The 19,645-nt window shown below is 53.3% G+C and carries 25 protein-coding genes; 11 read left to right on the forward strand and 14 right to left on the reverse strand.

All coding sequences use genetic code 11. The annotated features are described in order from the left end of the window. Positions 1-11 precede the first annotated feature (11 nt). Both KO503_RS01200 and KO503_RS01205 read left to right on the forward strand, forming a co-directional pair. Positions 12-728 (forward strand): AzlC family ABC transporter permease, encoded by a 717-nt coding sequence (locus KO503_RS01200; RefSeq protein ID WP_215989772.1) that lies wholly within the window; start codon positions 12-14, stop codon positions 726-728. Continuing rightward, positions 725-1,054 carry an AzlD domain-containing protein gene (locus tag KO503_RS01205; RefSeq protein ID WP_215989773.1) on the forward strand — a complete coding sequence of 110 codons (330 nt, stop codon included), beginning with the start codon at positions 725-727 and terminating at the stop codon, positions 1,052-1,054. Before KO503_RS01200 ends, KO503_RS01205 begins: the two co-directional genes overlap by 4 nt. Here the strand turns inward: KO503_RS01205 and KO503_RS01210 are convergent, their stop codons facing one another. From KO503_RS01210 to KO503_RS01235, 6 genes are all read right to left on the reverse strand, one after another. Beyond that, the gene (locus tag KO503_RS01210) at positions 1,055-1,699 is read right to left on the reverse strand and encodes a hypothetical protein (protein WP_215989774.1); all 645 of its coding nucleotides are present in this window, start codon (positions 1,697-1,699) and stop codon (positions 1,055-1,057) included. It abuts the gene before it with no gap. Positions 1,700-1,701: 2 nt separating this feature from the next. Beyond that, on the reverse strand, positions 1,702-1,836 hold the full coding sequence (locus tag KO503_RS01215) for an aa3-type cytochrome c oxidase subunit IV (protein ID WP_215944216.1): 135 nt from the start codon (positions 1,834-1,836) through the stop codon (positions 1,702-1,704). Between the two features lie 84 nt (positions 1,837-1,920). Beyond that, on the reverse strand, positions 1,921-2,397 hold the full coding sequence (locus KO503_RS01220; protein WP_215989775.1) for a DUF6173 family protein: 477 nt from the start codon (positions 2,395-2,397) through the stop codon (positions 1,921-1,923). Next, a complete protein-coding gene (locus KO503_RS01225; protein WP_215989776.1) occupies positions 2,394-3,431 on the reverse strand; it encodes an MBL fold metallo-hydrolase in 1,038 nt (345 codons plus the stop codon). The genes KO503_RS01220 and KO503_RS01225 overlap by 4 nt, the downstream gene beginning before the upstream one ends. Next, on the reverse strand, positions 3,428-5,137 hold the full coding sequence (locus KO503_RS01230; RefSeq protein ID WP_215989777.1) for an acyl-CoA dehydrogenase: 1,710 nt from the start codon (positions 5,135-5,137) through the stop codon (positions 3,428-3,430). The genes KO503_RS01225 and KO503_RS01230 overlap by 4 nt, the downstream gene beginning before the upstream one ends. Positions 5,138-5,267: 130 nt before the next feature. Continuing rightward, entirely contained in the window at positions 5,268-5,840 is a 573-nt protein-coding gene (locus tag KO503_RS01235; RefSeq protein WP_215989778.1) for a YqgE/AlgH family protein, read from the reverse strand. A 131-nt stretch (positions 5,841-5,971) separates the two neighbouring features. Between KO503_RS01235 and KO503_RS01240 the strand changes: the two genes are divergently transcribed. Then, positions 5,972-6,787: a protein-disulfide reductase DsbD domain-containing protein gene (locus KO503_RS01240; protein WP_215989779.1), complete on the forward strand. Its 816-nt coding sequence runs from the start codon at positions 5,972-5,974 to the stop codon at positions 6,785-6,787. 54 nt (positions 6,788-6,841) lie between these two features. On the opposite strand, the gene moaB is transcribed toward KO503_RS01240, so the two are convergent. After that, positions 6,842-7,384 (reverse strand): molybdenum cofactor biosynthesis protein B, encoded by a 543-nt coding sequence (gene moaB / locus KO503_RS01245; protein ID WP_215989780.1) that lies wholly within the window; start codon positions 7,382-7,384, stop codon positions 6,842-6,844. A gap of 25 nt (positions 7,385-7,409) precedes the next feature. Further along, positions 7,410-8,198 (reverse strand): uracil-DNA glycosylase, encoded by a 789-nt coding sequence (locus tag KO503_RS01250; protein ID WP_215989781.1) that lies wholly within the window; start codon positions 8,196-8,198, stop codon positions 7,410-7,412. Positions 8,199-8,331: 133 nt separating this feature from the next. Here KO503_RS01250 and KO503_RS01255 point away from each other — a divergent pair, with 133 nt between their 5' ends. From KO503_RS01255 to KO503_RS01275, 5 genes are all read left to right on the forward strand, one after another. Continuing rightward, positions 8,332-9,294 (forward strand): aspartate carbamoyltransferase catalytic subunit, encoded by a 963-nt coding sequence (locus KO503_RS01255; protein WP_215989782.1) that lies wholly within the window; start codon positions 8,332-8,334, stop codon positions 9,292-9,294. Then, the gene (locus tag KO503_RS01260) at positions 9,291-9,842 is read left to right on the forward strand and encodes a hypothetical protein (RefSeq protein WP_215989783.1); all 552 of its coding nucleotides are present in this window, start codon (positions 9,291-9,293) and stop codon (positions 9,840-9,842) included. The genes KO503_RS01255 and KO503_RS01260 overlap by 4 nt, the downstream gene beginning before the upstream one ends. Positions 9,843-9,921: 79 nt before the next feature. Continuing rightward, positions 9,922-11,196 carry a dihydroorotase gene (gene pyrC / locus KO503_RS01265; RefSeq protein ID WP_215989784.1) on the forward strand — a complete coding sequence of 425 codons (1,275 nt, stop codon included), beginning with the start codon at positions 9,922-9,924 and terminating at the stop codon, positions 11,194-11,196. Between the two features lie 26 nt (positions 11,197-11,222). Then, the gene (gene plsY / locus KO503_RS01270; RefSeq protein ID WP_215989785.1) at positions 11,223-11,813 is read left to right on the forward strand and encodes a glycerol-3-phosphate 1-O-acyltransferase PlsY; all 591 of its coding nucleotides are present in this window, start codon (positions 11,223-11,225) and stop codon (positions 11,811-11,813) included. Between the two features lie 13 nt (positions 11,814-11,826). Next, on the forward strand, positions 11,827-12,210 hold the full coding sequence (locus tag KO503_RS01275; protein WP_215989786.1) for a DUF805 domain-containing protein: 384 nt from the start codon (positions 11,827-11,829) through the stop codon (positions 12,208-12,210). Between the two features lie 74 nt (positions 12,211-12,284). Here KO503_RS01275 and KO503_RS01280 read toward each other — a convergent pair whose 3' ends face one another. From KO503_RS01280 to KO503_RS01290, 3 genes are read right to left on the reverse strand one after another with little or no spacing between them, the layout of a single operon-like run. Then, complete coding sequence (locus KO503_RS01280) at positions 12,285-13,655, reverse strand: glutamate--cysteine ligase (protein WP_215989787.1); 1,371 nt, start codon at positions 13,653-13,655, stop codon at positions 12,285-12,287. A gap of 59 nt (positions 13,656-13,714) precedes the next feature. Further along, positions 13,715-14,224, reverse strand: a complete 510-nt coding sequence (locus KO503_RS01285) for a hypothetical protein (protein ID WP_215989788.1) — start codon at positions 14,222-14,224, stop codon at positions 13,715-13,717. Beyond that, a complete protein-coding gene (locus tag KO503_RS01290) occupies positions 14,221-14,946 on the reverse strand; it encodes a 16S rRNA (uracil(1498)-N(3))-methyltransferase (protein WP_215989789.1) in 726 nt (241 codons plus the stop codon). The genes KO503_RS01285 and KO503_RS01290 overlap by 4 nt, the downstream gene beginning before the upstream one ends. An 11-nt stretch (positions 14,947-14,957) precedes the next feature. On the opposite strand from KO503_RS01290, the gene ubiA reads away from it, so the two are divergent. The 3 genes from ubiA to KO503_RS01305 all read left to right on the forward strand — a co-directional run bounded on the left by ubiA (position 14,958) and on the right by KO503_RS01305 (position 18,213). Next, positions 14,958-15,938, forward strand: a complete 981-nt coding sequence (ubiA, locus tag KO503_RS01295; RefSeq protein ID WP_215989790.1) for a 4-hydroxybenzoate octaprenyltransferase — start codon at positions 14,958-14,960, stop codon at positions 15,936-15,938. A 63-nt stretch (positions 15,939-16,001) separates the two neighbouring features. Beyond that, positions 16,002-17,894: an OmpA family protein gene (locus KO503_RS01300; protein ID WP_215989791.1), complete on the forward strand. Its 1,893-nt coding sequence runs from the start codon at positions 16,002-16,004 to the stop codon at positions 17,892-17,894. Beyond that, a complete protein-coding gene (locus tag KO503_RS01305; RefSeq protein WP_215989792.1) occupies positions 17,887-18,213 on the forward strand; it encodes a hypothetical protein in 327 nt (108 codons plus the stop codon). The genes KO503_RS01300 and KO503_RS01305 overlap by 8 nt, the downstream gene beginning before the upstream one ends. 54 nt (positions 18,214-18,267) lie before the next feature. Here the strand turns inward: KO503_RS01305 and KO503_RS01310 are convergent, their stop codons facing one another. Genes KO503_RS01310 through pgsA form a run of 3 tightly spaced genes read right to left on the reverse strand, consistent with a single transcriptional unit; the run spans position 18,268 to position 19,628 of the window. Continuing rightward, entirely contained in the window at positions 18,268-18,711 is a 444-nt protein-coding gene (locus KO503_RS01310; RefSeq protein WP_215989793.1) for a molybdenum cofactor biosynthesis protein MoaE, read from the reverse strand. Positions 18,712-18,714: 3 nt separating this feature from the next. Next, entirely contained in the window at positions 18,715-18,963 is a 249-nt protein-coding gene (gene moaD / locus KO503_RS01315; protein ID WP_215989794.1) for a molybdopterin converting factor subunit 1, read from the reverse strand. Continuing rightward, complete coding sequence (gene pgsA, locus KO503_RS01320) at positions 18,963-19,628, reverse strand: CDP-diacylglycerol--glycerol-3-phosphate 3-phosphatidyltransferase (RefSeq protein WP_215989795.1); 666 nt, start codon at positions 19,626-19,628, stop codon at positions 18,963-18,965. Before pgsA ends, moaD begins: the two co-directional genes overlap by 1 nt. Positions 19,629-19,645: the final 17 nt, after the last annotated feature.

A 19,645-nucleotide genomic window follows, 5' to 3' on the forward strand; every position in this document is an offset into this window, starting at 1 on the left:
GGAAACAGACCATGCAGCAGCCCAATCACCGCAGGCCGTTCACTCAAGGCGTTTTAGACAGTCTGCCATTTTTTATCGTCATCGTGCCATTCGGGGTCTTGTTTGGCGTTATTGCCACCGAAGCCGGCATGAATTTGGCCCAAGTTATGGGCTTTTCCATACTGGTCATTGCTGGGGCGTCGCAACTGACTGCGTTACAGCTTTTGACAGATCACGCCCCGACCTTGATCGTTATCGTTACAGCCTTGGCCGTGAACCTGCGCATGGCAATGTATTCAGCATCCCTCGCGCCGCACCTTGGTGCCGCCCCGTTGTGGAAACGCGCTTTTGCCGCCTACGTCCTTTTCGATCAACCCTATGCCCTATCGACCATTGAATTCGAGAAACGCCCCAACCTCAGCACCGCAGACAAGCTGAGCTATTTTTTTGGTGCAGGTGTACCGTTGGGGCTAACTTGGTACATGGCCACGTTTGGCGGAGCCGTTCTAGGAGAAAAAATCCCTGCCGATCTTGGTGTTGATTTCGCCGTGCCCATCACTTTTCTAGCGGTTGTCGCGCCTATGCTTAAATCGTTGGCTCATGTCGCCGCGGCGACGACCTCCGTCGTCTTAGTGCTTGCGCTTAGTTTTATGCCTTACGGCACAGGCCTATTGGTGGCGGCTATCGCAGCGCTTGTGGTGGGCTCACTGGTCGAAACATGGGTTGAAACGCAAAGGAACACAAAATGATTGAGGCCAGCACCGCACAGATCTGGATCATCATCATTGCGATGGGGATCGGAACATATGTGATCCGGTTTTCATTCTTGGGATTGATCGGAAATCGAGACCTACCGAGCTGGCTCTTAAAAATGCTCAGGTTCACGCCTGTAGCAGTTTTACCAGGAGTGGTTGCGCCTATGCTGATCGGCAGTAACGCTGCGCATTCCGCAGACCCGCTGAGGTTGTCAGCGGCCATGGTCACACTTGTTGTGGGCTTGTTGACCCGCAATGTACTCTACGCGATTATTGCAGGTTTGGGTGTCTTTTTTGGTCTGGGCGCTTTGATCGGCTGATCAGTTGAGCCGCAAGTGCGGCGCATCTACGAAGTGACCGTTTTGTGCCGGAGAATCGTCAGAATGGGATATGGTTGTGACATTTGGCAATTCATCAAACCATGTCATCACCTTTTTGGGGAACATGGTTTGCGGCGCATCTTCAAATCCGGGCAGGCCTGCCAAAATGTCCGTAATGCTATCCGCACATTGCGCCTTAGCCACAGCACCATACGCTTGGATCCGCGCCAAAGCCAATTCTGCAACCTCGGGGCTAACCAGAACGGTTTGCTCGACCACATCGTAGGTCACACGAGCATGGTAATCGATGTAGAATGCGACGGCGGCATCTGACATGCCAAAGATCACATCGTTGCGTTCAGGCAGATGCGGGTGATTGAATGTGCCTGCAGGGTCAAACATAGCGCGTTGGGACGGCGCATTGACCATCAAGCCAGAATGCGCACCCGCACCAGATCGGGCACCAACAACTGTGAAAAGCGTGATCGCGCTTGGCCCATCGTGACGATAGACAGAGCGAGAAACTTCGGAATCGGGCGCCCAAACAGGCTCAGCCGCACCGCAAGCCGTCAAAACAACCGCTGCTAGAAACAACACCCCTAGCCGCAGACCGCGCAACGATCCACTCCCCACACGTTTACTCATACTTAGGTTCTGAAGATCGCGAGGAAAACCAACACGAGAATCGAGAAAACGCCAACGCGCGTTGACCACTTCATGAAGCCTTCAAAAGACTGTTCTTGAACGGAAATATCCATTTCACCGTGTTTATGTTCGGACATGTTCTTTGATCCTTATCGCTATTTTTGGAATGAATTAAAGGAAATGCACGCCTGTGTCACCTGCTCTTCGCATCCTGTGTGAACTTATGTCTCACTGTTGCTTTCCAGATCGTCGACCAAACGAAACCCAATACGCCTTGCAGCGACTTCTGGCTTTTGCTTTGGCAAGGCGCGCAGCATGACGTTCAATTGGGTCACGTGTTGCACAAGCTGGGTTTTGGTGCCCGCCTCGTCTGATCCATAGAATGTGACGAGATCCGGATCAAAAAATCCCATACCCTCGATGCGCAACGCGCCTGTGCTAGACCCCGTATAGCCCATTGCAATTTCGTGCTCACCATCGAGTTGTTCTTCGAAATTTTTGATATACAAAATCAAACGCTCATAGGCCCATTCCGCAGGGCTTTTTTGATCGACAGGTTTGCGAGACAAGACTGCCGGAAGGGGCTTTTGCTCAGGCGATTGAGGGGCGTCCGGATCGCTGTGAACCACCCGCGCACGCGGCATTGCAGCGGCTTCTGCAGCTTCGGCCGACGTTTGAATTTGATCTGTGTCGTTCATTTTGAATCCTTACGTTGCCATGCAATTGCACCATCCTCACGCAGGCTGCGCGTGACAAGCCCATTGTGATACAAATGCACGCAATGCGCCATGGCTTCAACCATAGCCAATCCGTATTCGCCACCTTTGATCTCGCGCTTAAACAAGGGCATGAAACACTCGCAAGCTGCATACGGTATTTCCAAAAACACAAGCAAGCGATCCAGCGCTGAGTGATGATTGGCAATCAATTGCGCAAGTCGCGCGGGCAATCCCATATAGGGCAACTTATGTCCCGTCAGCACCAACTGACTGCCCAGCGCATGGTTTTGGAACGCAGCACAAGAGTGCATCCACTCGCCCACAGGGTCAGCAAAAGGTTCTGTGGCACTGACGCCAAGGTTGGGCGAGATTGATCCCAAAAGTTGATCGCCGCCCAAAACAAGCGCCTGATCTCGTGACCAAAACGTCGCGTGCTCTGGCGCATGGCCATCGCCACAGTGCACGTCCCAAAGACGCCCGCCGATAGTTATTTCGTCGCCTTCTTTGATCCGCGTATATCCCAAAGGCAGGGGACCAACGACATCAGCGGTGTTGAATGGACGCTCGGCTATTCGCTTTGACAGAATATCCGGAGCCATACCGCAGGACCGCCAAAAGGCGATCATTTCAGGCGTTGGCGCGTCTTGCACATCAAGTTGCAACATACGGGCCATCAAATAAGCGTTGCGCGTCATCACAAGCTCTGCGCCATGCTCGGTCGCAAACCAGCCAGCCAACCCCACGTGATCTAAATGGTGATGCGTGACAATCAATCGTTTGACCGGCTTAGCGCTCAATGGTCCAGACAAAAGTTCGGCCCACAGACGGCGGGACAGCTTTGTGTCTACGCCTGTATCCACCACCGTCCAACCATCGCCGTCGTCCAAAATGTAGACGTTCACATGGTTCAAGGCGATCGGCAAAGGCATCCGCGCCCAAAAGACGCCCTGCGCCACCTCGATCACTTCGCCCTGTTTTGGGGCTTCAAATGGCATACGTATAGGTGCGGTCATCCAGCGCTAAGCTCATCCATAGAAAAGGCATAAAGGTCAGTCGCACCCTGGCGTGCCTGTGTCAACAAGGCGCCATGCTCAGGCAAAAGCCGTCGAATGTAGAAGGCCGCCAATTTGGTACGTTTGCCTTCGCCCTCTTCTGCGATGGCAGCCTTGAGGTGATAGTGCCCCCCCAAGACGCGTGCAAACGCTCGCAAAAACGGGACAGCGCCAGCAAAGCGATCATTCAACGGCAAGGCGATCATGGCCTCAACACCTTCGCGTAACGTTTCTGCGGCACTCCAAACCTCTTTGGCCAAACTGGGCATTTGCCCCCGAGCAGCTTCTGCAAAGCTTTCGATTTCATCTAAAATCGCAAAGGCTGCATCGCCGCCATCATTGAGTTTTCTTGACACCAAATCCATCGCCTGAATACCGTTAGTTCCCTCATAGATCGACGTGATCCGCGCATCGCGTGCATATTGCGCAGCCCCTGTTTCCTCAATGTAGCCCATGCCGCCATGAACCTGAACACCCATCTGCGCCACTTCATGCCCTATATCCGTCCCAAAGGCTTTGGCGATGGGAAGCAAAAAGGCACCTCTCGCGGCCAGATCGGCATCATCAAGCGCCATATCAAGCGCAACGCCGCAAGCCAGCGCGATTGAGCGCGCGACAAAAGTTTCAGCGCGCATTGTCGCCAACATCCGTCGCACATCCGCGTGGTCGCAAATAGCACCATTTTCGCCAGCCAGAGGCACGCCTTGCACACGATCTTGTGCATAGCTCAGCGCGCGTTGCGTTGCCGCTTCAGCCACGCCAACACCTTGGGCCGCGACGCCCAAACGCGCATTGTTCATCATCGTGAACATGCACTTGATGCCTTCGTGTTCGCGTCCGATCAGCCAGCCCTTAGCACCGTTATAGTCCATCACGCAGGTCGGTGACCCGTGTATGCCAAGCTTGTGTTCAAGACTGACAACGCTGACTGCATTCGCCTCGCCCAGACTGCCATCCGCATTAGGAACGATTTTAGGCACCATGAACAGAGAAATCCCTTTCGTGCCCTCAACCCCATCCGGCAATCGCGCGAGCACCAGATGGCAAATGTTTTCGGCGAAATCACTATCCCCCCAAGAGATGAAAATCTTTTGCCCTGTAATAGAATAAGTGCCGTCCGAATTGCGTGTTGCTTTGCTGCGCAATGCACCAACATCTGATCCCGCACCAGCTTCCGTCAGGTTCATCGTGCCGCACCATGACCCATCCATCAATTTGGGCAAATAGAGCGCTTTGATCTCGTCGCTGGCGTGATGCTCAAGCGCCTCAATCTGACCTTGTGACATCAAAGGATTGAGAGACAGCGACAGACAGGCCCCAGACAGCATATCATTCACAGCCGTCCCAATAGACAATGGCAATCCCATGCCCCCGTTCTCTGGCGAAGCCAACATACCGATCCAACCGCCTTTGGCGAGAGTTGCGAAACCATCTGCAAACCCAGGCGATGTTCTCACAGTACCGTTTTCCAATGTGGCGCCCTGCTGATCACCGCCACGATCCAATGGCGCGATCACATCACTGGCAAGCTTTGCCGCCTCAGACAAAATTGCTGCGGCAACGTCTAAATCAACACTGGCAAAGCGTTCCATGTCAGACAGACGCCCAAAGTCAACAACCTTGTCCAGAATGAACTGAAACTCATCGGCGGGCGCGCGATATGGCATGTGGATCTCCTGGGCGTGCCATCCTTGGCCCGACGACAAGCGTCAAGGGGAAGGCTGATATAAATGAACTGTGCACTTAACTGTACTCAACCTCACGGCCGCGACCAATCTGAACGCTGCGTCATAACTTTTAAGCGCGTCCAAATTCAGCAGACAAAAGCGCTGCACTGACACCCAAGGTTTCTAAAGCAGCGGCCCATTTTTGATCACCGCTCAGATCAAAAACGATTCGACTGTCCGCATCACAGGTCAGCCAAGCGTTTTGCGCAATCTCCGCATCGAGTTGCCCGGGTGACCACCCCGCATACCCCAAGCACAACAGGCGCTGATTTGGCCCATTGCCCTGTGCAATATCACGCAGAATGTCTTTCGAGGCCGTCATGGAAAACGTATCATCAACTGGCAAAGATGTATCGCCATCGCAGTAGTCCGTACTGTGCAACACAAAACCGCGCGCCATTTCAACTGGACCGCCATAGCACACATCCAAAACATCCATCGTCTCACTGGGCGAGATATCCAATTGTTCAAAAACATCTTTGGCGGAAATTTGCGTCGACACCTTGTTGATGATCAGCCCCATCGAGCCTTCATCAGAATGCGCGCATAAATAAACCAAGCCCCCCTCAAAACGAGTGTCTTGCAATCCGGGCATCGCGATCAAAAGCTTGCCGGTGAGGTCATGTGATAGTGTTTGAGCCATAAGATCAACTCACCCGATCTGGGCCGTAAGCGCAAGAGGATGACGATGGAAAAGGGACGATTTGAGCGACCCACGCGTATCTCTCTCAAATGTGAGTTTCCCGTCAGCACCTTCGAGGCTATATCATCCTCATGAAATTCAAATCCGCCCCCAGCCTTTTCGCACTCTCATTTGTCGCAGGTCTAAGCCTGTCAGGCCTCTCGGCCGTGGCCGATGAACCTATTGGAACAATGGCAGAGGTGACCCTTTTGCCAGGGTGGGGCATGAGCAACGGCCACTACATGGCCGCGTTGCGCGTCAAACTGGCCCCCGGCTGGCATACCTATTGGCGTGCTCCCGGTGCGGCGGGCATCCCCCCGCAATTCGACTGGACTGGCTCGCAAAATATCTCTGGTGCGCATTTTCACTGGCCGGTGCCTGACATCTACGAACAAAACGATATGCGTTTTCTCGGCTATGAAAACGAATTGATCTTGCCGATCGAATTCGCGACGTCAGACACAGGCACCCTCATCGTTAATGGCGAAATCATGATGGGTGTTTGTGAAGACGTCTGCATGCCCTACACCGCCCGTTTTCAAGGCGCGTTTGATATGGCGGCAGCGGCAGCCAATACCAGCAAAATTGAAACAGCCCTGAACAATCAGCCTAAACATTTGTCGGGGGTGCGCTGCGCAGCTGCCGCCATCGACGACGGGATGAAAATCACCACTACCCTGCAAGCGCCCCATTTAGGTGATTTGGAAATGGCCGTGGTTGAACATCCAGACTCAAGCGTTTGGGTATCGGAATCGATGCACACACGGACTGGTCGCACTGTCACAATTGAAAGCGAAATGGTCCCACCAGAGGCCGCGCCATTCTTCGTGGACCGCTCGCAACTGCGCATCACTCTCATCGGAGCAGGCGGCAAAGCCTATGAAGCACAGGGCTGCACAGGCTCTTAATTCATTTTTACAGCACGGTGATGCACCAATAAACCAAAATCATTTTGCCGCGATCTATTTGCGGCGCATGTGCTCATCAAGTCGCGGCAGAATTTGCACGAAATTGCAGGGTTTGTGACGGTAATCAAGCTGGAGCTTTAAAATTTCGTTCCATGCATCCTTGCAAGCCCCCGTTGATCCGGGCAAAGCAAATAAATACGTCCCCTTAGCAACCCCCCCCGTCGCGCGACTTTGCACAGCAGAGGTCCCAATTTTTTGCATCGACACGATCGTGAACACAGTTCCGAAAGCGTCGATTTCTTTCTCATACACATCACGGTGCGCCTCGACAGTTACATCGCGACCTGTCAGCCCCGTGCCGCCCGTTGAGATCACAACATCAACATCAGCGCGCTCGATCCACGCCGTTAGTTGGTCACGAATGAGAGGGCGGTCATCGGTGATGATGGCACGATCCGCTATGACATGCCCCGCCTCTTCGATCATCTTGACCAAAGTTGCACCTGATTTGTCGTCATCCAACCCGCGCGTGTCAGAGACGGTCAAAACGGCGATGCGCACTGGGATAAATTCCAAAGAAGTATCGAGTGTGGACATGCGTATTCTCGCTTGTGTTAATAATTCAGGTGAGGTTCGCAAGCTTGGCACGCAGATCCAAAAGGTCCGCCCAAGCCTCACGTTTGGCAATGGGGGTGCGCAACAGGTCACGCGGCGACATCATCGGCAAAACGGGCTTGCCCAACACAGTCTGCCAATTGCCCCGTAAGCGGGTGATCCCTGCGCGCCCTAAAACGGTCATGCAGGCGGCGTTGCCCATCAGCACAACCACATCTGGATTGGCCAGCTCGATATGCTTAAGTAAAAATGGCTTGAGCATCGCAATCTCTGTGGGACTTGGGTCGCGGTTTTCAGGTGGCCGCCATGGCAGCGCCGTCGTAATATACAGACCCTTGATAACATCCTCGGCTGCGCGATCCAGATCAATAGCGGCAAACATTTTGTCAAACAATGCGCCGACAGGCCCCGTGAAAGGCTTACCCTCAATATCATCTTCGCGACTAGGACTGTCCCCGACAACCATGACCCGCGCACCGACATTGCCGTCTTGAAACACAAGATTACGCGCCCCACGACGCAGGTCGCACAACTCAAAGCCCATCAGGGCCGATTTCAAATCATCAATCGAGGTGACGCCGCTGACAGCTTTTTGCGCTTCATCAACAGAATCAACCTCTGGGGCCTTAACCGGCGCAGGCGGCGTTTTCGCATCGACGGCTGCGGCAGGTTTGGGCATCGTTTGTGGCGTTTCATAACGATTCACAGGGGTTTCGCCGATGGCTTCGCTCACGCCAAGCTCGACTTGCCACTCTAACAGAGCATACGCATCCCAATAATCGATCTGAGTCTCCATACCCGTAAGCTACGCGTCCTTTGCACGAAGGTAAATCGCAAGAAAGCGCCAACGCAGCATTGCCGCACCCTTCGCGAGTTTCTATAAGCACTTCAGCGGCATTCTATCGTCGCAAAGCATTCACGGGGGCACCATGGCATTTCGGCAAAAACACCTTCTCGGCATCGAGCCCCTGCACCCCACAGAGATCACCACGATTTTAGATGTGGCTGACAGCTATGTTGACCTCAACCGCCAAGCCCACAAACATTCCGATGCTCTGGCGGGAATGACCCAAATCAACATGTTTTTCGAGAATTCCACCCGCACGCAAAGCTCATTCGAATTGGCAGGCAAGCGCTTGGGCGCGGACGTAATGAACATGTCAATGCAGGCGTCATCGATTAAAAAGGGCGAAACCCTGATCGATACGGCATTGACGTTGAACGCCATGCACCCAGACCTGCTGGTCGTGCGCCATCCACATTCGGGCGCTGTTGATTTGCTGGCTGAAAAGGTCAATTGCGCGGTCTTGAACGCAGGCGATGGCAAACATGAGCATCCGACGCAAGCTTTGCTGGATGCCTTAACCATTCGCCGTGCCAAAGGGCGCCTGCATCGCCTGTCCATCGCGATTTGTGGTGACATTGCCCATTCCCGCGTTGCGCGATCGAACTTGATTTTACTGGGCAAAATGGAAAACCGTGTACGCCTTGTTGGTCCACCGACTTTGATTCCGACTGGCATGAACGAGCTTGGCTGTGAGGTCTATGAAGACATGGAAGAAGGGCTTAAAGACGTCGATGTCGTGATGATGTTACGCCTGCAAAAAGAACGCATGGATGGTGGCTTTATTCCGTCCGAACGTGAATACTTTCACCGTTATGGTTTGGACGCAGCCAAACTGGCCCACGCCAAACCCGACGCGATTGTCATGCACCCCGGCCCTATGAATCGCGGTGTCGAAATTGACGGCAGTATTGCGGACGACATCAACAGGTCGGTCATTCAAGAACAGGTCGAAATGGGCGTAGCCGTGCGCATGGCCGCGATGGATTTGTTGGTGCGTAATTTGCGTGCTGAAAAAGCTGCGAACCATGATGGTGTGATGGCATGAGCGCCGCGCTCGACATAACAACAGCCCCACATCGTTCGGTTTGGATTTTTGCGATTGATCTACCTGACAGTGAAATTGATGCGTTTTCTCACGAAACAGACAACGGCAATGAGGGTCGCAACTGGCCACTGGGTGACGCGCTCGGCGTGACGCCCTATCCAGATCAGGATTTTGTCGAAGTCCTAGATTTGGAAGCCCTGCGCGCTTACGGGTTTTCCAATTACCTGACCGAAGGCAATGGGGTGGACATCGGCGATGACGCATCAATGCTGGACGCATTGACCGGGCATATTTTGTTGGTGTTTTCCCAAGGTGTTGAAAATGCCCAGACCGCATTTGTGCCACAAGCGCCTCTGAGCTTCGTTGCACGCTATAGTCAAGTGACGGAACATTCCTTGCATGAACCTTTGACCAGCGATGCAGCCAAAGGGCAATTGCCCCAAGGCAAGGCGCCAAAATCAGATGCCCGCATCGGCGGTATGGTGGCGACCTTTGTTTTGATTTTCTTGTTTATCTTTGTCGGCGTGTTCGTCTGGATGGCTGGATGATGACACAGCGCTCACCCGACCAATCGATCTGCATCTGCCCACATGACTGCACACTCCGATTCTGCATAAGAGGCCGCATATGAGTATCTTTATCAACGCCCGTCTCATCGATCCTGAAACACTCACCGACACGCTTGGCTGGCTGCATGTCGAAAATGGCGCGATTGCGGCGATCGGAACCGGTACAGCCCCAACTGACCTTTTGGGCGAGATCATCGATTGTGCTGGCAAATGTTTGGCCCCTGGGATTGTCGATCTTGGGGTAAAAGTGTCTGAACCGGGCGAACGTCACAAAGAAAGTTTTGCCTCGGCAGGTCGCGCGGCCGCCGCTGGCGGTGTCACAACAATGGTGACCCGCCCCGACACATTAAGCGCGATTGATACGCCTGAAGTTCTGGAATTCGTGGAACGCCGCGCCGCAACGGATGCTATTGTGAACGTCAAACATATGTCTGCATTGACCAAAGATCGCGCGGGCAAAGAGATGGTCGAAATCGGCTTTATGAAAGATGCAGGTGTGGTGGCCTTTTCCGATTGCGATCATGTGGTAGAAAACACCAAAGTTCTGCAACGCTGCATGACCTATGCGCGCTCTCTCGGTGTTCTTGTGATTGGCCATCCACAAGAACCGACATTGACCAAAGGCGCGGCAGCCACATCTGGTAAATTCGCATCCTTGCGTGGTCTGCCTGCCGTGTCGCCAATGGCCGAGCGCATGGCCGTGGACCGTGATATCGCTTTGGTGGAAATGACAGGTGTGAAATATCACTTTGATCAGCTGTCCACTGCGCGCGCTCTTCCCGCTTTGGAACGCGCTAAAAATAATGGGCTTGATATCACCGCGGGGGTTTCGATCCATCACCTGACATTGAATGAATATGATGTCGGAGACTACCGCACGTTTTTCAAAGTCAAACCGCCGCTTCGTTCAGAAGACGACCGTTTGGCTATGGTCGAAGCTGTAGCCTCAGGCCTGATTGATATCATTTCATCGATGCACACACCGCAAGATGAAGAAAGCAAGCGCCTGCCATTTGAGGAAGCCGCCTCTGGCGCTGTGGCCCTTGAAACGCTGTTGCCTGCGGCGATGCGCTTGGTGCACGCAGGTCAACTGACGCTGCCGGAACTGTTTCGCGCGATGTCTTTGAACCCCGCCAACCGTCTTGGTCTGGAGTGTGGGCGTTTGACTATCGGCGCGCCTGCGGATCTGGTTTTGTTCGATCCCGATGCGCCTTTTGTGTTGGATCGCTTTAAATTGCAGTCCAAATCCAAGAACACCCCATTTGATGGGGCGCGGATGCAGGGCAAGATCAAAGGCACATGGGTGGCAGGCGCCCGCGTTTTCAACGCCTAACTCCGTTTCACAATTAGGATAAACACATGACGATGTTCTTGCTGCTTTTCACCGCTGCCTTGGCTTATCTTCTTGGGTCAATCCCTTTTGGCATCGTCATGGCAAAGCTCTTTGGACTGGGGGATCTACGTGCCATCGGGTCGGGAAACATCGGTGCGACGAACGTTCTGCGCACAGGCAATAAGCTGGCGGCATTTTTCACGCTTTTGGGCGATAGCGGCAAAGGGGCTGCGGCGGTGCTGCTGGCACGGGCACTGATTGGCGAAGAGGGCGCTGGCACGGCTGCGCTTTTTGCGATGCTCGGGCATCTTTACCCTGTATTTTTAAAATTCAAAGGCGGCAAAGGCGTCGCGACATTCTTAGGCACGCTGTTGGCCTTGTCATTTCCCGTAGGCTTGGCCGCTTGCGCGACCTGGCTGGTGACGGCTGTGATCTTTCGATACTCAAGCCTGTCCGCACTGGTCGCCGCTTTGTTTGCACCAATTTACACCATTCTTTTTTATCACCAGCACGGCGCGATTTTAGTGGGTATATTGTCAGCTTTGATATTCTATAAACACCGCGAAAACATTGCGCGCTTGCGCGCTGGTAACGAGACAAAAATCGGTCAAAAGTAACGAGGAACTTATTATGGATTTTCAAACTGCAGTCAAAACCTGCTTCAATAAATATGCGACATTTTCAGGCCGTGCGAGCCGGTCTGAATATTGGTGGTGGACCCTGTTCATCATCGTCGCCAGTATCATTTTGCAAGCGGTGGATTTTGCCATTGGCTTTGGCGATTGGGGCTTGCTCAGCAACATTTTTAGCCTTGCGACGATTGTTCCATCCATTGCCGTGGCCGCGCGTCGTCTGCACGATGTAAACAAATCAGGCTGGTGGCAACTGTTAGTGATTGTCCCACTGGTCGGCTGGATCATTTTGCTGATCTGGGTCATCAAAAAAGGCAGCACAGATGTGAATCGTTTCGGTCCTGCTGTCGTGACTGTCAGCGATTTTGTTTCTGCAGACTAAATAAATCACATCGCAAAACACGCAAAAGCCCCGCACGTCGTGCGGGGCTTTTTTTATAACCGCATCACAGTTGATTAATAAGAATACTCGCCAAAAACACGTGTCGCGTCGCCGTTCCATTCGCCCTCAAATTTGGCGATCAATTCATCTGCTGGCGCTTGGCCTGAATCCAAGCTGTCTTTGAGAGCATTAAGGAAATGGGTTTCATTGGCAACCAAGCCACCAGCACCTTCGCGCGCACGCGCCACAAGACCCGCTTCGGAAATCGCTACCGTCTCGCGTGCCAGATCCATCATTTTAACGCCTTGCACTTCGGCTTGCAGACCATCGACGGAGGCTGCAACACGCAGCTCTTCGCGGAATTCTGGCGTCCAGTCTTTGGCAATATCCCATGAGGCATCCAGCGCGGATTGGTCATACATCATGCCAACCCAGTAAGCTGGCAGCGCACATAAGCGACGCCAAGGGCCGCCATCGGCACCACGCATTTCCATGTATTGCTTGATCCGCGCCTCAGGAAAGATCGTTGTCAGGTGATCGGCCCAATCAGACATCGTCGGCTTTTCACCAGGCAAAGCTGGCAGTTCACCTTTGAGGAAGTCACGGAAGGACATGCCCAGCGCGTTGATATATTTGCCATCACGGTACACAAAGTACATGGGCACATCGAGGGCGAAATCGGCATAGCGTTCAAAGCTCATGCCGTCCTCAAACACAAAAGGCAACATGCCGGTGCGACTGTCGTCCAAGTGACGCCAAATCCGTGAACGCCATGATTTATGGCCATTAAGTTTGCCTTCAAAGAAAGGCGAATTGGCGAAAAGCGCCGTGGCCACGGGCTGCAACGCCAAAGCCACACGGAACTTTTGCACCATGTCCGCTTCAGAGGCAAAATCAAGGTTCACCTGAACAGTACAGGTGCGGCGCATCATTTGAGTGCCTGCGGTGCCAACGGTGCCCATATAGGCGTCCATCAACTTGTAACGCCCTTTGGGCATCAACGGCATGTCGTCATGCGTCCAATGTGGAGCCGCGCCCAGACCAATGAATTTTGCGCCGATTTCATCAGCCACGGTTTGCACCTCGTGCAGGTGCGTATGCACCTCGCCGCAAGTTTGGTGGATGTTGTCCAAAGGCGCACCAGACAATTCAAGCTGACCACCAGGTTCCAAGGACACATTCGCCCCCTCTTTGGTCAAACCAATCAGGTGTTCGCCCTCAAAAACAGGGTTCCATTGATACTTGTCTTGCAGACCTTCAAGGATCGCTTTGATCGAGCGGTCACCATCATAGGGAATGGGCTTGAGCGTGTCTTTACAGTAGCCGAATTTCTCATGCTCTGTGCCGATCTTCCAATCTTGCTCGGGCTTACAGCCTTCGGCAAAATAATTGACCAAGTCATCATAGCTTTCGATCAGGCCGCCGCCGGATTGTGGAATGGACATATCGGGTCTCCGGTGGAGTTAAATAAGGTCTCTACAGTTGTGCGAACCGCCCCGCGAAGTCAATGCAGAGCAAGTGTGCGTTTTCGCCATATCACCACTGGCGATTTTGGCGTTTCCTTGATTTGCCTCAACATGCGTTCGGTTTCGATGCCATCAAGCGAAACAAACACGTCGAACAACTTTTCGGCATCCACCGCATTCAGCGGGATTGTCAGCGGGATTTGCCCCGAGGCTTCCAATTGCCAATGCGCGATACCTTTACCTGCGGGAATCAAAATCACCGATGTGAGCATTTCAATTTCCACCTGCCCGCCTGTGTAGGCAGTCAAATAACTGATAATACCCTCATCGATTTCAACAACACCAACCCCCTGCCCGCGCGAGGCAAAGCGGGCGCGCTGAAACGCGGCAAAGGCCAGAAATATACAAATAAGCGCAAGGCCAATGGCAAGCCAACGCATAAATCCAAAACTCGACATCGCCCACCACAGGCTCAAGACCATCAACCCCAAGGCAGCGATCACTTCACGCAGGCCCCAGATTTGCTCTCTCACTTCAGGGCGGATCATGACCAATCTCCCAGTTGTTGTTGCCAGACGGTCATCGCCGCCACCGCTGCGGTGTCAGCGCGTAAAATACGTGGTCCCAAAGACACAGGATGCGCATAGGGCAAGGCATGTAGTTTTTGCCGCTCCGCATCCGAAAACCCACCCTCAGGTCCAATCAGAATCGCCCATTTTTCGCCTTGAACAGCCCCCAAAACCTCAGCTATGCCAACAAGTGCCTCGTCGCAGAACATGATCTGTCGCGTCTCATCCCACTCTGCCAGCAAGCGATCAAGTTTGTGTAAATCGGTCACCTCGGGCACATAGGTCCCCCCGCATTGCTCTGCCGCTTCCAAAGCATGGGCTTGCAATCGGTCTTGGCGAATGCGTTCAGAATTGGTGAAATCCGTGTTCACAGGGATAATCTTGGCAGCCCCCATTTCAGCGGCTTTTTCAACAATAAAATCCGTACGGGCCTTTTTGATTGGCGCAAAAATGAGCCACAAATCGGGGGGCATTTGCAAAGGTTTGCTTTGTGCATGACAGATCAAAGCCCCGCCACGTTTGTTCGCGGTGGTGACCTCGGCCTGATATTCACCATCCACACCGTTGAACAGCGCGACAAATGCACCGATTTGCAACCGCATGACCGCAAAAAGGTAATTAGACTGGTCCTTATCGAGGGGAACAGTTTGCCCTTGGGACAAAGGGTGATCTACAAAGAGTCTGACTTTAGCTTGAACCATGGACAATACATATGACCGACAAAGCCCAAGCACCAGACCCGCAAGACGAAGAAATGTCAGGACAGGTTGCGGACGCCGTCAAAGGCAACTGGGTTGACAGCCGCGCCCCCGCTTGGACACGGCCCTATTTGCGCCTATCACGCGCGGATCGCCCCATTGGCACATGGCTTTTATTACTACCTTGCTGGTGGGGCGCGCTTTTGGCCGCGTCTATCACAGGGCAGCTAACGTTGCGTATAGTTTGGGTGTTGATCGGTTGCGCGGCTGGAGCTTGGCTGATGCGCGGTGCCGGATGCACATGGAACGACATCACAGACCGCGATTTGGATGCCGCAGTCGCACGGACCAAAAGCCGCCCCATCCCATCGGGGCAAGTCACCACCAAACAAGCCGCCATATGGATGGCACTGCAATGCCTGCTGTCCTTAGGTATTTTGTTGAGTTTTGGCACACTCGCGATTGTATTGGGGATTGTCTCTTTGATCCCTGTGGCGATTTATCCTTTTGCCAAACGCTTTACGTGGTGGCCGCAGGTGTTTTTGGGTGTCGCCTTCAACTGGGGCGCTTTGCTGGCCTATGCTGCCGTCGCAGGCGAGTTAACCGCTGCGCCTGTGTTCTTATATCTATCTGGTATCGCTTGGACGCTGTTTTACGACACGATCTATGCACATCAAGACAAAGAGGATGACGCCCTGATTGGTATAAAATCCACCGCGCGTCTTTTTGGCGATAACACGGCTGTTTGGCTTAAACGTTTCATTGTTGTGTCCGTTGTGTTGTTTGCCGGCGCCGTGATCGAAGCACTGATCGATGGATCGATTTTGTCTATACTGGTGGCGATTGGCGGCGCTTGGGCTATGGGCTGGCACATGACTTGGCAGTTGAGCAGACTTGACATTGACGACCCAGAAAAATGCATGGTGTTGTTTCGCTCAAACCGTGACACTGGACTGTTGGCTGCGCTGTTTCTTGCCATCTCTGTCTTCCTGTGATTGCAGCTTAGGCTCAGACGTCCTAAGACATTCACCAAATGCGATAAAATCGGACAGCAGCTCATGCGCCTTTCCTCTATACTTCCCATCCTCGGCGCCTTCAGCGGTGCTGCACTCTTGTCCGTCGGGGCAGCGGCCATTAGTGCGAATGCGATTCAACGCACATCGCAGAAAGCTGTATCCACTCAGCTTGAGCTTGAAGGCTTTGAATGGGTTGACGTTGATGCTGATGGCTTGCAGGTCATTTTAACAGGCGATGCACCAAACGAGGCCGCACAACTTGCTGCCCAGCGCACCGCAGGTCATGTGGTCGATGCAGCGCGCATCATGAATGTGATGACCATTGCAGAGCAGGACGCGACACCCGCTCCGCGCTTTTCCATTGAAATCCTACGCAATGATCAAGGCATTTCCTTGATTGGTTTGGTTCCAACGGCTTGGGATCGTGAAGAATTTATAGAGACGCTGAAAAAGGCTGGCGGCACCGGTTCTGTTGCAGATTTGTTGGAACATGCCGACTACACAGTGCCCGAAGATTGGGATGCGGTCATGCAATATGGCGTCGCGGCGATCAAACAATTGCAGCGGTCCAAGATTTCTTTATCCGCAGACCGTATCGACATCACGGCTTTGGCGGACAGTAAAGAACAACAAGCAAGACTTGAGCGATCCTTGAACGCGAGCGCCCCCAAAGACGTGGAAGCTTTGATCAACATTTCATCCCCACGGCCAGTGATCACGCCGTTTACAGCGCGCTTCTTGATCGATGAAGATGGCGCCCGCTTTGACGCCTGTACAGCTGAAACCCCCCAAGGCCACGCACGCTTGCTTGCGGCGGCTAAGGCATTGGGGGTTGAAAATCCAACTTGTGTAGTGGGCTTAGGCGCGCCGACCACAGCATGGGCCAGCGCAGTTGAAACTGGCATGCGTGCGGTTGAGCAACTTGGCGGCGGCTCTATCACGTTTTCCGACACTGATGTGTCGTTGATCGCGCCCGAAGGTACCAGCACCTCGACGCTTGATCGTGTTGCTGGTGACTTGGAAGCGACTTTTCCTGATACATTTTCGCTGCATGCCAGCGTGCCGCCAAGCGCGAACAATGAGGCCAGTGACGAACAACCAGAATTCGTCGTGCTGCGGTCCCCCGAAGGACAAGTGCAATTACGTGGGCGCATCACGACCGAACGCAATCGCATCGCAACCGAGGCTTTGGCCAGCGCAACATTCGGGTCACAAGCGGTCTATTCCGCGATGCGTGTCGACGACAACCTGCCACGCAACTGGGCCACCCGTGTTATGGCCTCTATTGATGCGCTCGGTCACCTCAACCAAGGCTCTGTCACCGTCACCGAAGACCTCATCTCTGTGCGCGGTGAAACAGGTGACCCCACCGCCAAAGCAGAAATCACGGGACTTTTGGCGTCTCGATTGGGCGATTCACAAACCTATGACATCACTGTGAATTACGTTCGAAAACTGGACCCCATTCTCAACCTGCCAACGCCGCAAAAATGTGTTGATGCTGCCAACCAAGCCATCTCTAGCGGTAAAATCGAATTCGCACCGGGTTCCACCGATGTTGATGACAGCGCCAGTGACACGCTTGACCGGATCGCAAAGGCACTTAGCGACTGTGAAGATATGCAAATGGAAATTGGCGGTCACACTGACAGCCAGGGCGGCGAAGAAATGAACCAGCAACTCAGCCAAGCGCGAGCCAATTCGGTACTGGACGCCTTGCTGGCGCGCCGCGTCACAGGGGTCAGATTCACCGCCAAAGGCTACGGCGAAATCGAACCGATCGCTGATAATGATACAGCCGAGGGTCGCGACGCAAACCGTCGGATTTCCTTCAAACTCATAGGCGAGCCTGCGACAGAAGACACGCCAAACGACGACAACACATCACCGGACACCAGCGCCGCACCAGAGACAAACGAGGAAAACAATGAATAGAATAGAACTTATCATCGCAACGGCGATCGTTCTTTTCATCGCCTTTTTGATGGGTTGGTTTACGCATTGGGTGATCCATCGCTTCGTACGTGTGGGTGACGCCGACATGTCTGACCTCGACACAATGGCGCAGCAATTACATGAAGCCGAAGAACAACGCGACCAAGCCGTGACCTATTACCAGCAGCGCGAAGCCGAGATGAGCAATCATCAGACGCAAACCGAAGCAGAGCTACGCGCCGCCATGGAGGGCCTGCGTGAAGCCCGCCATGAGGCCGAAGAACTACGCGCCTACATTGATCGCAATTCTGCTGAATAGAGCCAAGATTGTATCATAGGAAATGTGACAGGGCCGTCAGGTTACGGCTGTGGCTTACCAACGCGTTAAAGCATCTTCGTCACTGTCTTTTGCAGACACCCATTGTGCCACAGTCCCGTCTCGGCTGATTTCTTTTTTCCAAAAAGGCGCGCGGGATTTTAGGTAATCCATAAGATACTCGGCGGCCTCAAAGGCCTCGACCCGATGCCGCCCCGCTGTTGCCACCATCATGATTTGCTCACCCACATGCAGCTTGCCATAGCGGTGAATTACCAAACAATCGGTCAGCGCCCAACGCATTGCTGCCTCATCTGCAATCTTAGCAATCGCCCGTTCGCACATGCCAGGATAGTGTTCAATTTCGAGGCAATCCAGAACGCCTGTGTCATCGCGAACAAGCCCCGTAAACGTCACCGTGGCGCCAGTGTTGGCCGCTTGCCCAAATCCTGCCAGTTCTGCCGCAAGATCGAAATCATCAGATTGAACACGAACTTTCATTGCTTATCCGCCTGTCATCGGTGGGAAAAAGGCGACCTCGCGCACGCCAGCCAAAGGCGCATCAAAGTCAACGAGTTCTTGATCCACAGCCACGCGTAAAGACTCCAAATCCGCAAACGCAAGATCATAGCGCTCTTCGCGGGCTTTCAATTCATTCACGAGATCCATCACGGTTTCGGCCGTGGTTTCGATTTGCTCAGACGGTAAGCCGATGCGTTCACGCACCCATGCAAAATAGACAACATCAATCATCACGCATCCTCAGATAAAAATGGCATGGCTTTGCGCAAATAATCGACTCCCGTGATCACCGTCAAACACGCCGCGATCCACAGTAAAATGATCCCGCCGTTGTAGGACAAGATCGTTCCATAATAACTGAAACGTAATCCTGTTTCGTCAGATAACTCGCCGGCCATAATGGCATCAATCGTCGCGCCATCCATGCCGAATGAGCCCATGCCAAGGTAATGCGAAAACACCCCAAAAGAAAACAGCACCGCAATGGCGACCATCTGGGCCGTGGTTTTCCATTTGGCCAATTTTGTCACTTTCAACAACCCCGCCGTTTCCCCCAAAAATTCGCGCAATCCAGACACAAATGTCTCGCGCAACAAAATGAAGGCGGCTGGCAAAATGATTAAGGGATTAGGACCAAAGTTCATCGCCAAAACTGCAATCGCTGTGATCACCATCGCCTTATCAGCAATGGGGTCCAGCATGGTGCCGAACTTGCTCATTTGGTTCCACTTGCGCGCCAGATAGCCATCGAACCAATCGGTGATGGATGCGCCAGCAAACAGGATCAAAGCCACCCAATCTGAAAAGGGGTGCGGCAAAAAAATAAAGGCGATCGCGACGGCAGGCGCGCAAAGCAGCCTGAAGACGGTGAGAATATTAGGGATGTTCCATGTCATAAGACTACCTTTACCTG

Source organism: Pacificibacter marinus, assembly GCF_018860505.1.
GTDB lineage: Bacteria > Pseudomonadota > Alphaproteobacteria > Rhodobacterales > Rhodobacteraceae > Celeribacter > Celeribacter marinus_B.

What these genes read in the sequence shown, in the direction of transcription:
- KO503_RS01200 (WP_215989772.1), top strand. Translation starts at nt 12, where the DNA reads ATGCAGCAGCCCAATCACCGCAGGCCGTTCACTCAAGGCGTTTTAGAC.
- KO503_RS01205 (WP_215989773.1), top strand. Translation starts at nt 725, where the DNA reads ATGATTGAGGCCAGCACCGCACAGATCTGGATCATCATCATTGCGATG.
- KO503_RS01210 (WP_215989774.1), bottom strand. Translation starts at nt 1,699, where the DNA reads ATGAGTAAACGTGTGGGGAGTGGATCGTTGCGCGGTCTGCGGCTAGGG.
- KO503_RS01215 (WP_215944216.1), bottom strand. Translation starts at nt 1,836, where the DNA reads ATGTCCGAACATAAACACGGTGAAATGGATATTTCCGTTCAAGAACAG.
- KO503_RS01220 (WP_215989775.1), bottom strand. Translation starts at nt 2,397, where the DNA reads ATGAACGACACAGATCAAATTCAAACGTCGGCCGAAGCTGCAGAAGCC.
- KO503_RS01225 (WP_215989776.1), bottom strand. Translation starts at nt 3,431, where the DNA reads ATGACCGCACCTATACGTATGCCATTTGAAGCCCCAAAACAGGGCGAA.
- KO503_RS01230 (WP_215989777.1), bottom strand. Translation starts at nt 5,137, where the DNA reads ATGCCATATCGCGCGCCCGCCGATGAGTTTCAGTTCATTCTGGACAAG.
- KO503_RS01235 (WP_215989778.1), bottom strand. Translation starts at nt 5,840, where the DNA reads ATGGCTCAAACACTATCACATGACCTCACCGGCAAGCTTTTGATCGCG.
- KO503_RS01240 (WP_215989779.1), top strand. Translation starts at nt 5,972, where the DNA reads ATGAAATTCAAATCCGCCCCCAGCCTTTTCGCACTCTCATTTGTCGCA.
- moaB (WP_215989780.1), bottom strand. Translation starts at nt 7,384, where the DNA reads ATGTCCACACTCGATACTTCTTTGGAATTTATCCCAGTGCGCATCGCC.
- KO503_RS01250 (WP_215989781.1), bottom strand. Translation starts at nt 8,198, where the DNA reads ATGGAGACTCAGATCGATTATTGGGATGCGTATGCTCTGTTAGAGTGG.
- KO503_RS01255 (WP_215989782.1), top strand. Translation starts at nt 8,332, where the DNA reads ATGGCATTTCGGCAAAAACACCTTCTCGGCATCGAGCCCCTGCACCCC.
- KO503_RS01260 (WP_215989783.1), top strand. Translation starts at nt 9,291, where the DNA reads ATGAGCGCCGCGCTCGACATAACAACAGCCCCACATCGTTCGGTTTGG.
- pyrC (WP_215989784.1), top strand. Translation starts at nt 9,922, where the DNA reads ATGAGTATCTTTATCAACGCCCGTCTCATCGATCCTGAAACACTCACC.
- plsY (WP_215989785.1), top strand. Translation starts at nt 11,223, where the DNA reads ATGACGATGTTCTTGCTGCTTTTCACCGCTGCCTTGGCTTATCTTCTT.
- KO503_RS01275 (WP_215989786.1), top strand. Translation starts at nt 11,827, where the DNA reads ATGGATTTTCAAACTGCAGTCAAAACCTGCTTCAATAAATATGCGACA.
- KO503_RS01280 (WP_215989787.1), bottom strand. Translation starts at nt 13,655, where the DNA reads ATGTCCATTCCACAATCCGGCGGCGGCCTGATCGAAAGCTATGATGAC.
- KO503_RS01285 (WP_215989788.1), bottom strand. Translation starts at nt 14,224, where the DNA reads ATGATCCGCCCTGAAGTGAGAGAGCAAATCTGGGGCCTGCGTGAAGTG.
- KO503_RS01290 (WP_215989789.1), bottom strand. Translation starts at nt 14,946, where the DNA reads ATGGTTCAAGCTAAAGTCAGACTCTTTGTAGATCACCCTTTGTCCCAA.
- ubiA (WP_215989790.1), top strand. Translation starts at nt 14,958, where the DNA reads ATGACCGACAAAGCCCAAGCACCAGACCCGCAAGACGAAGAAATGTCA.
- KO503_RS01300 (WP_215989791.1), top strand. Translation starts at nt 16,002, where the DNA reads ATGCGCCTTTCCTCTATACTTCCCATCCTCGGCGCCTTCAGCGGTGCT.
- KO503_RS01305 (WP_215989792.1), top strand. Translation starts at nt 17,887, where the DNA reads ATGAATAGAATAGAACTTATCATCGCAACGGCGATCGTTCTTTTCATC.
- KO503_RS01310 (WP_215989793.1), bottom strand. Translation starts at nt 18,711, where the DNA reads ATGAAAGTTCGTGTTCAATCTGATGATTTCGATCTTGCGGCAGAACTG.
- moaD (WP_215989794.1), bottom strand. Translation starts at nt 18,963, where the DNA reads ATGATTGATGTTGTCTATTTTGCATGGGTGCGTGAACGCATCGGCTTA.
- pgsA (WP_215989795.1), bottom strand. Translation starts at nt 19,628, where the DNA reads ATGACATGGAACATCCCTAATATTCTCACCGTCTTCAGGCTGCTTTGC.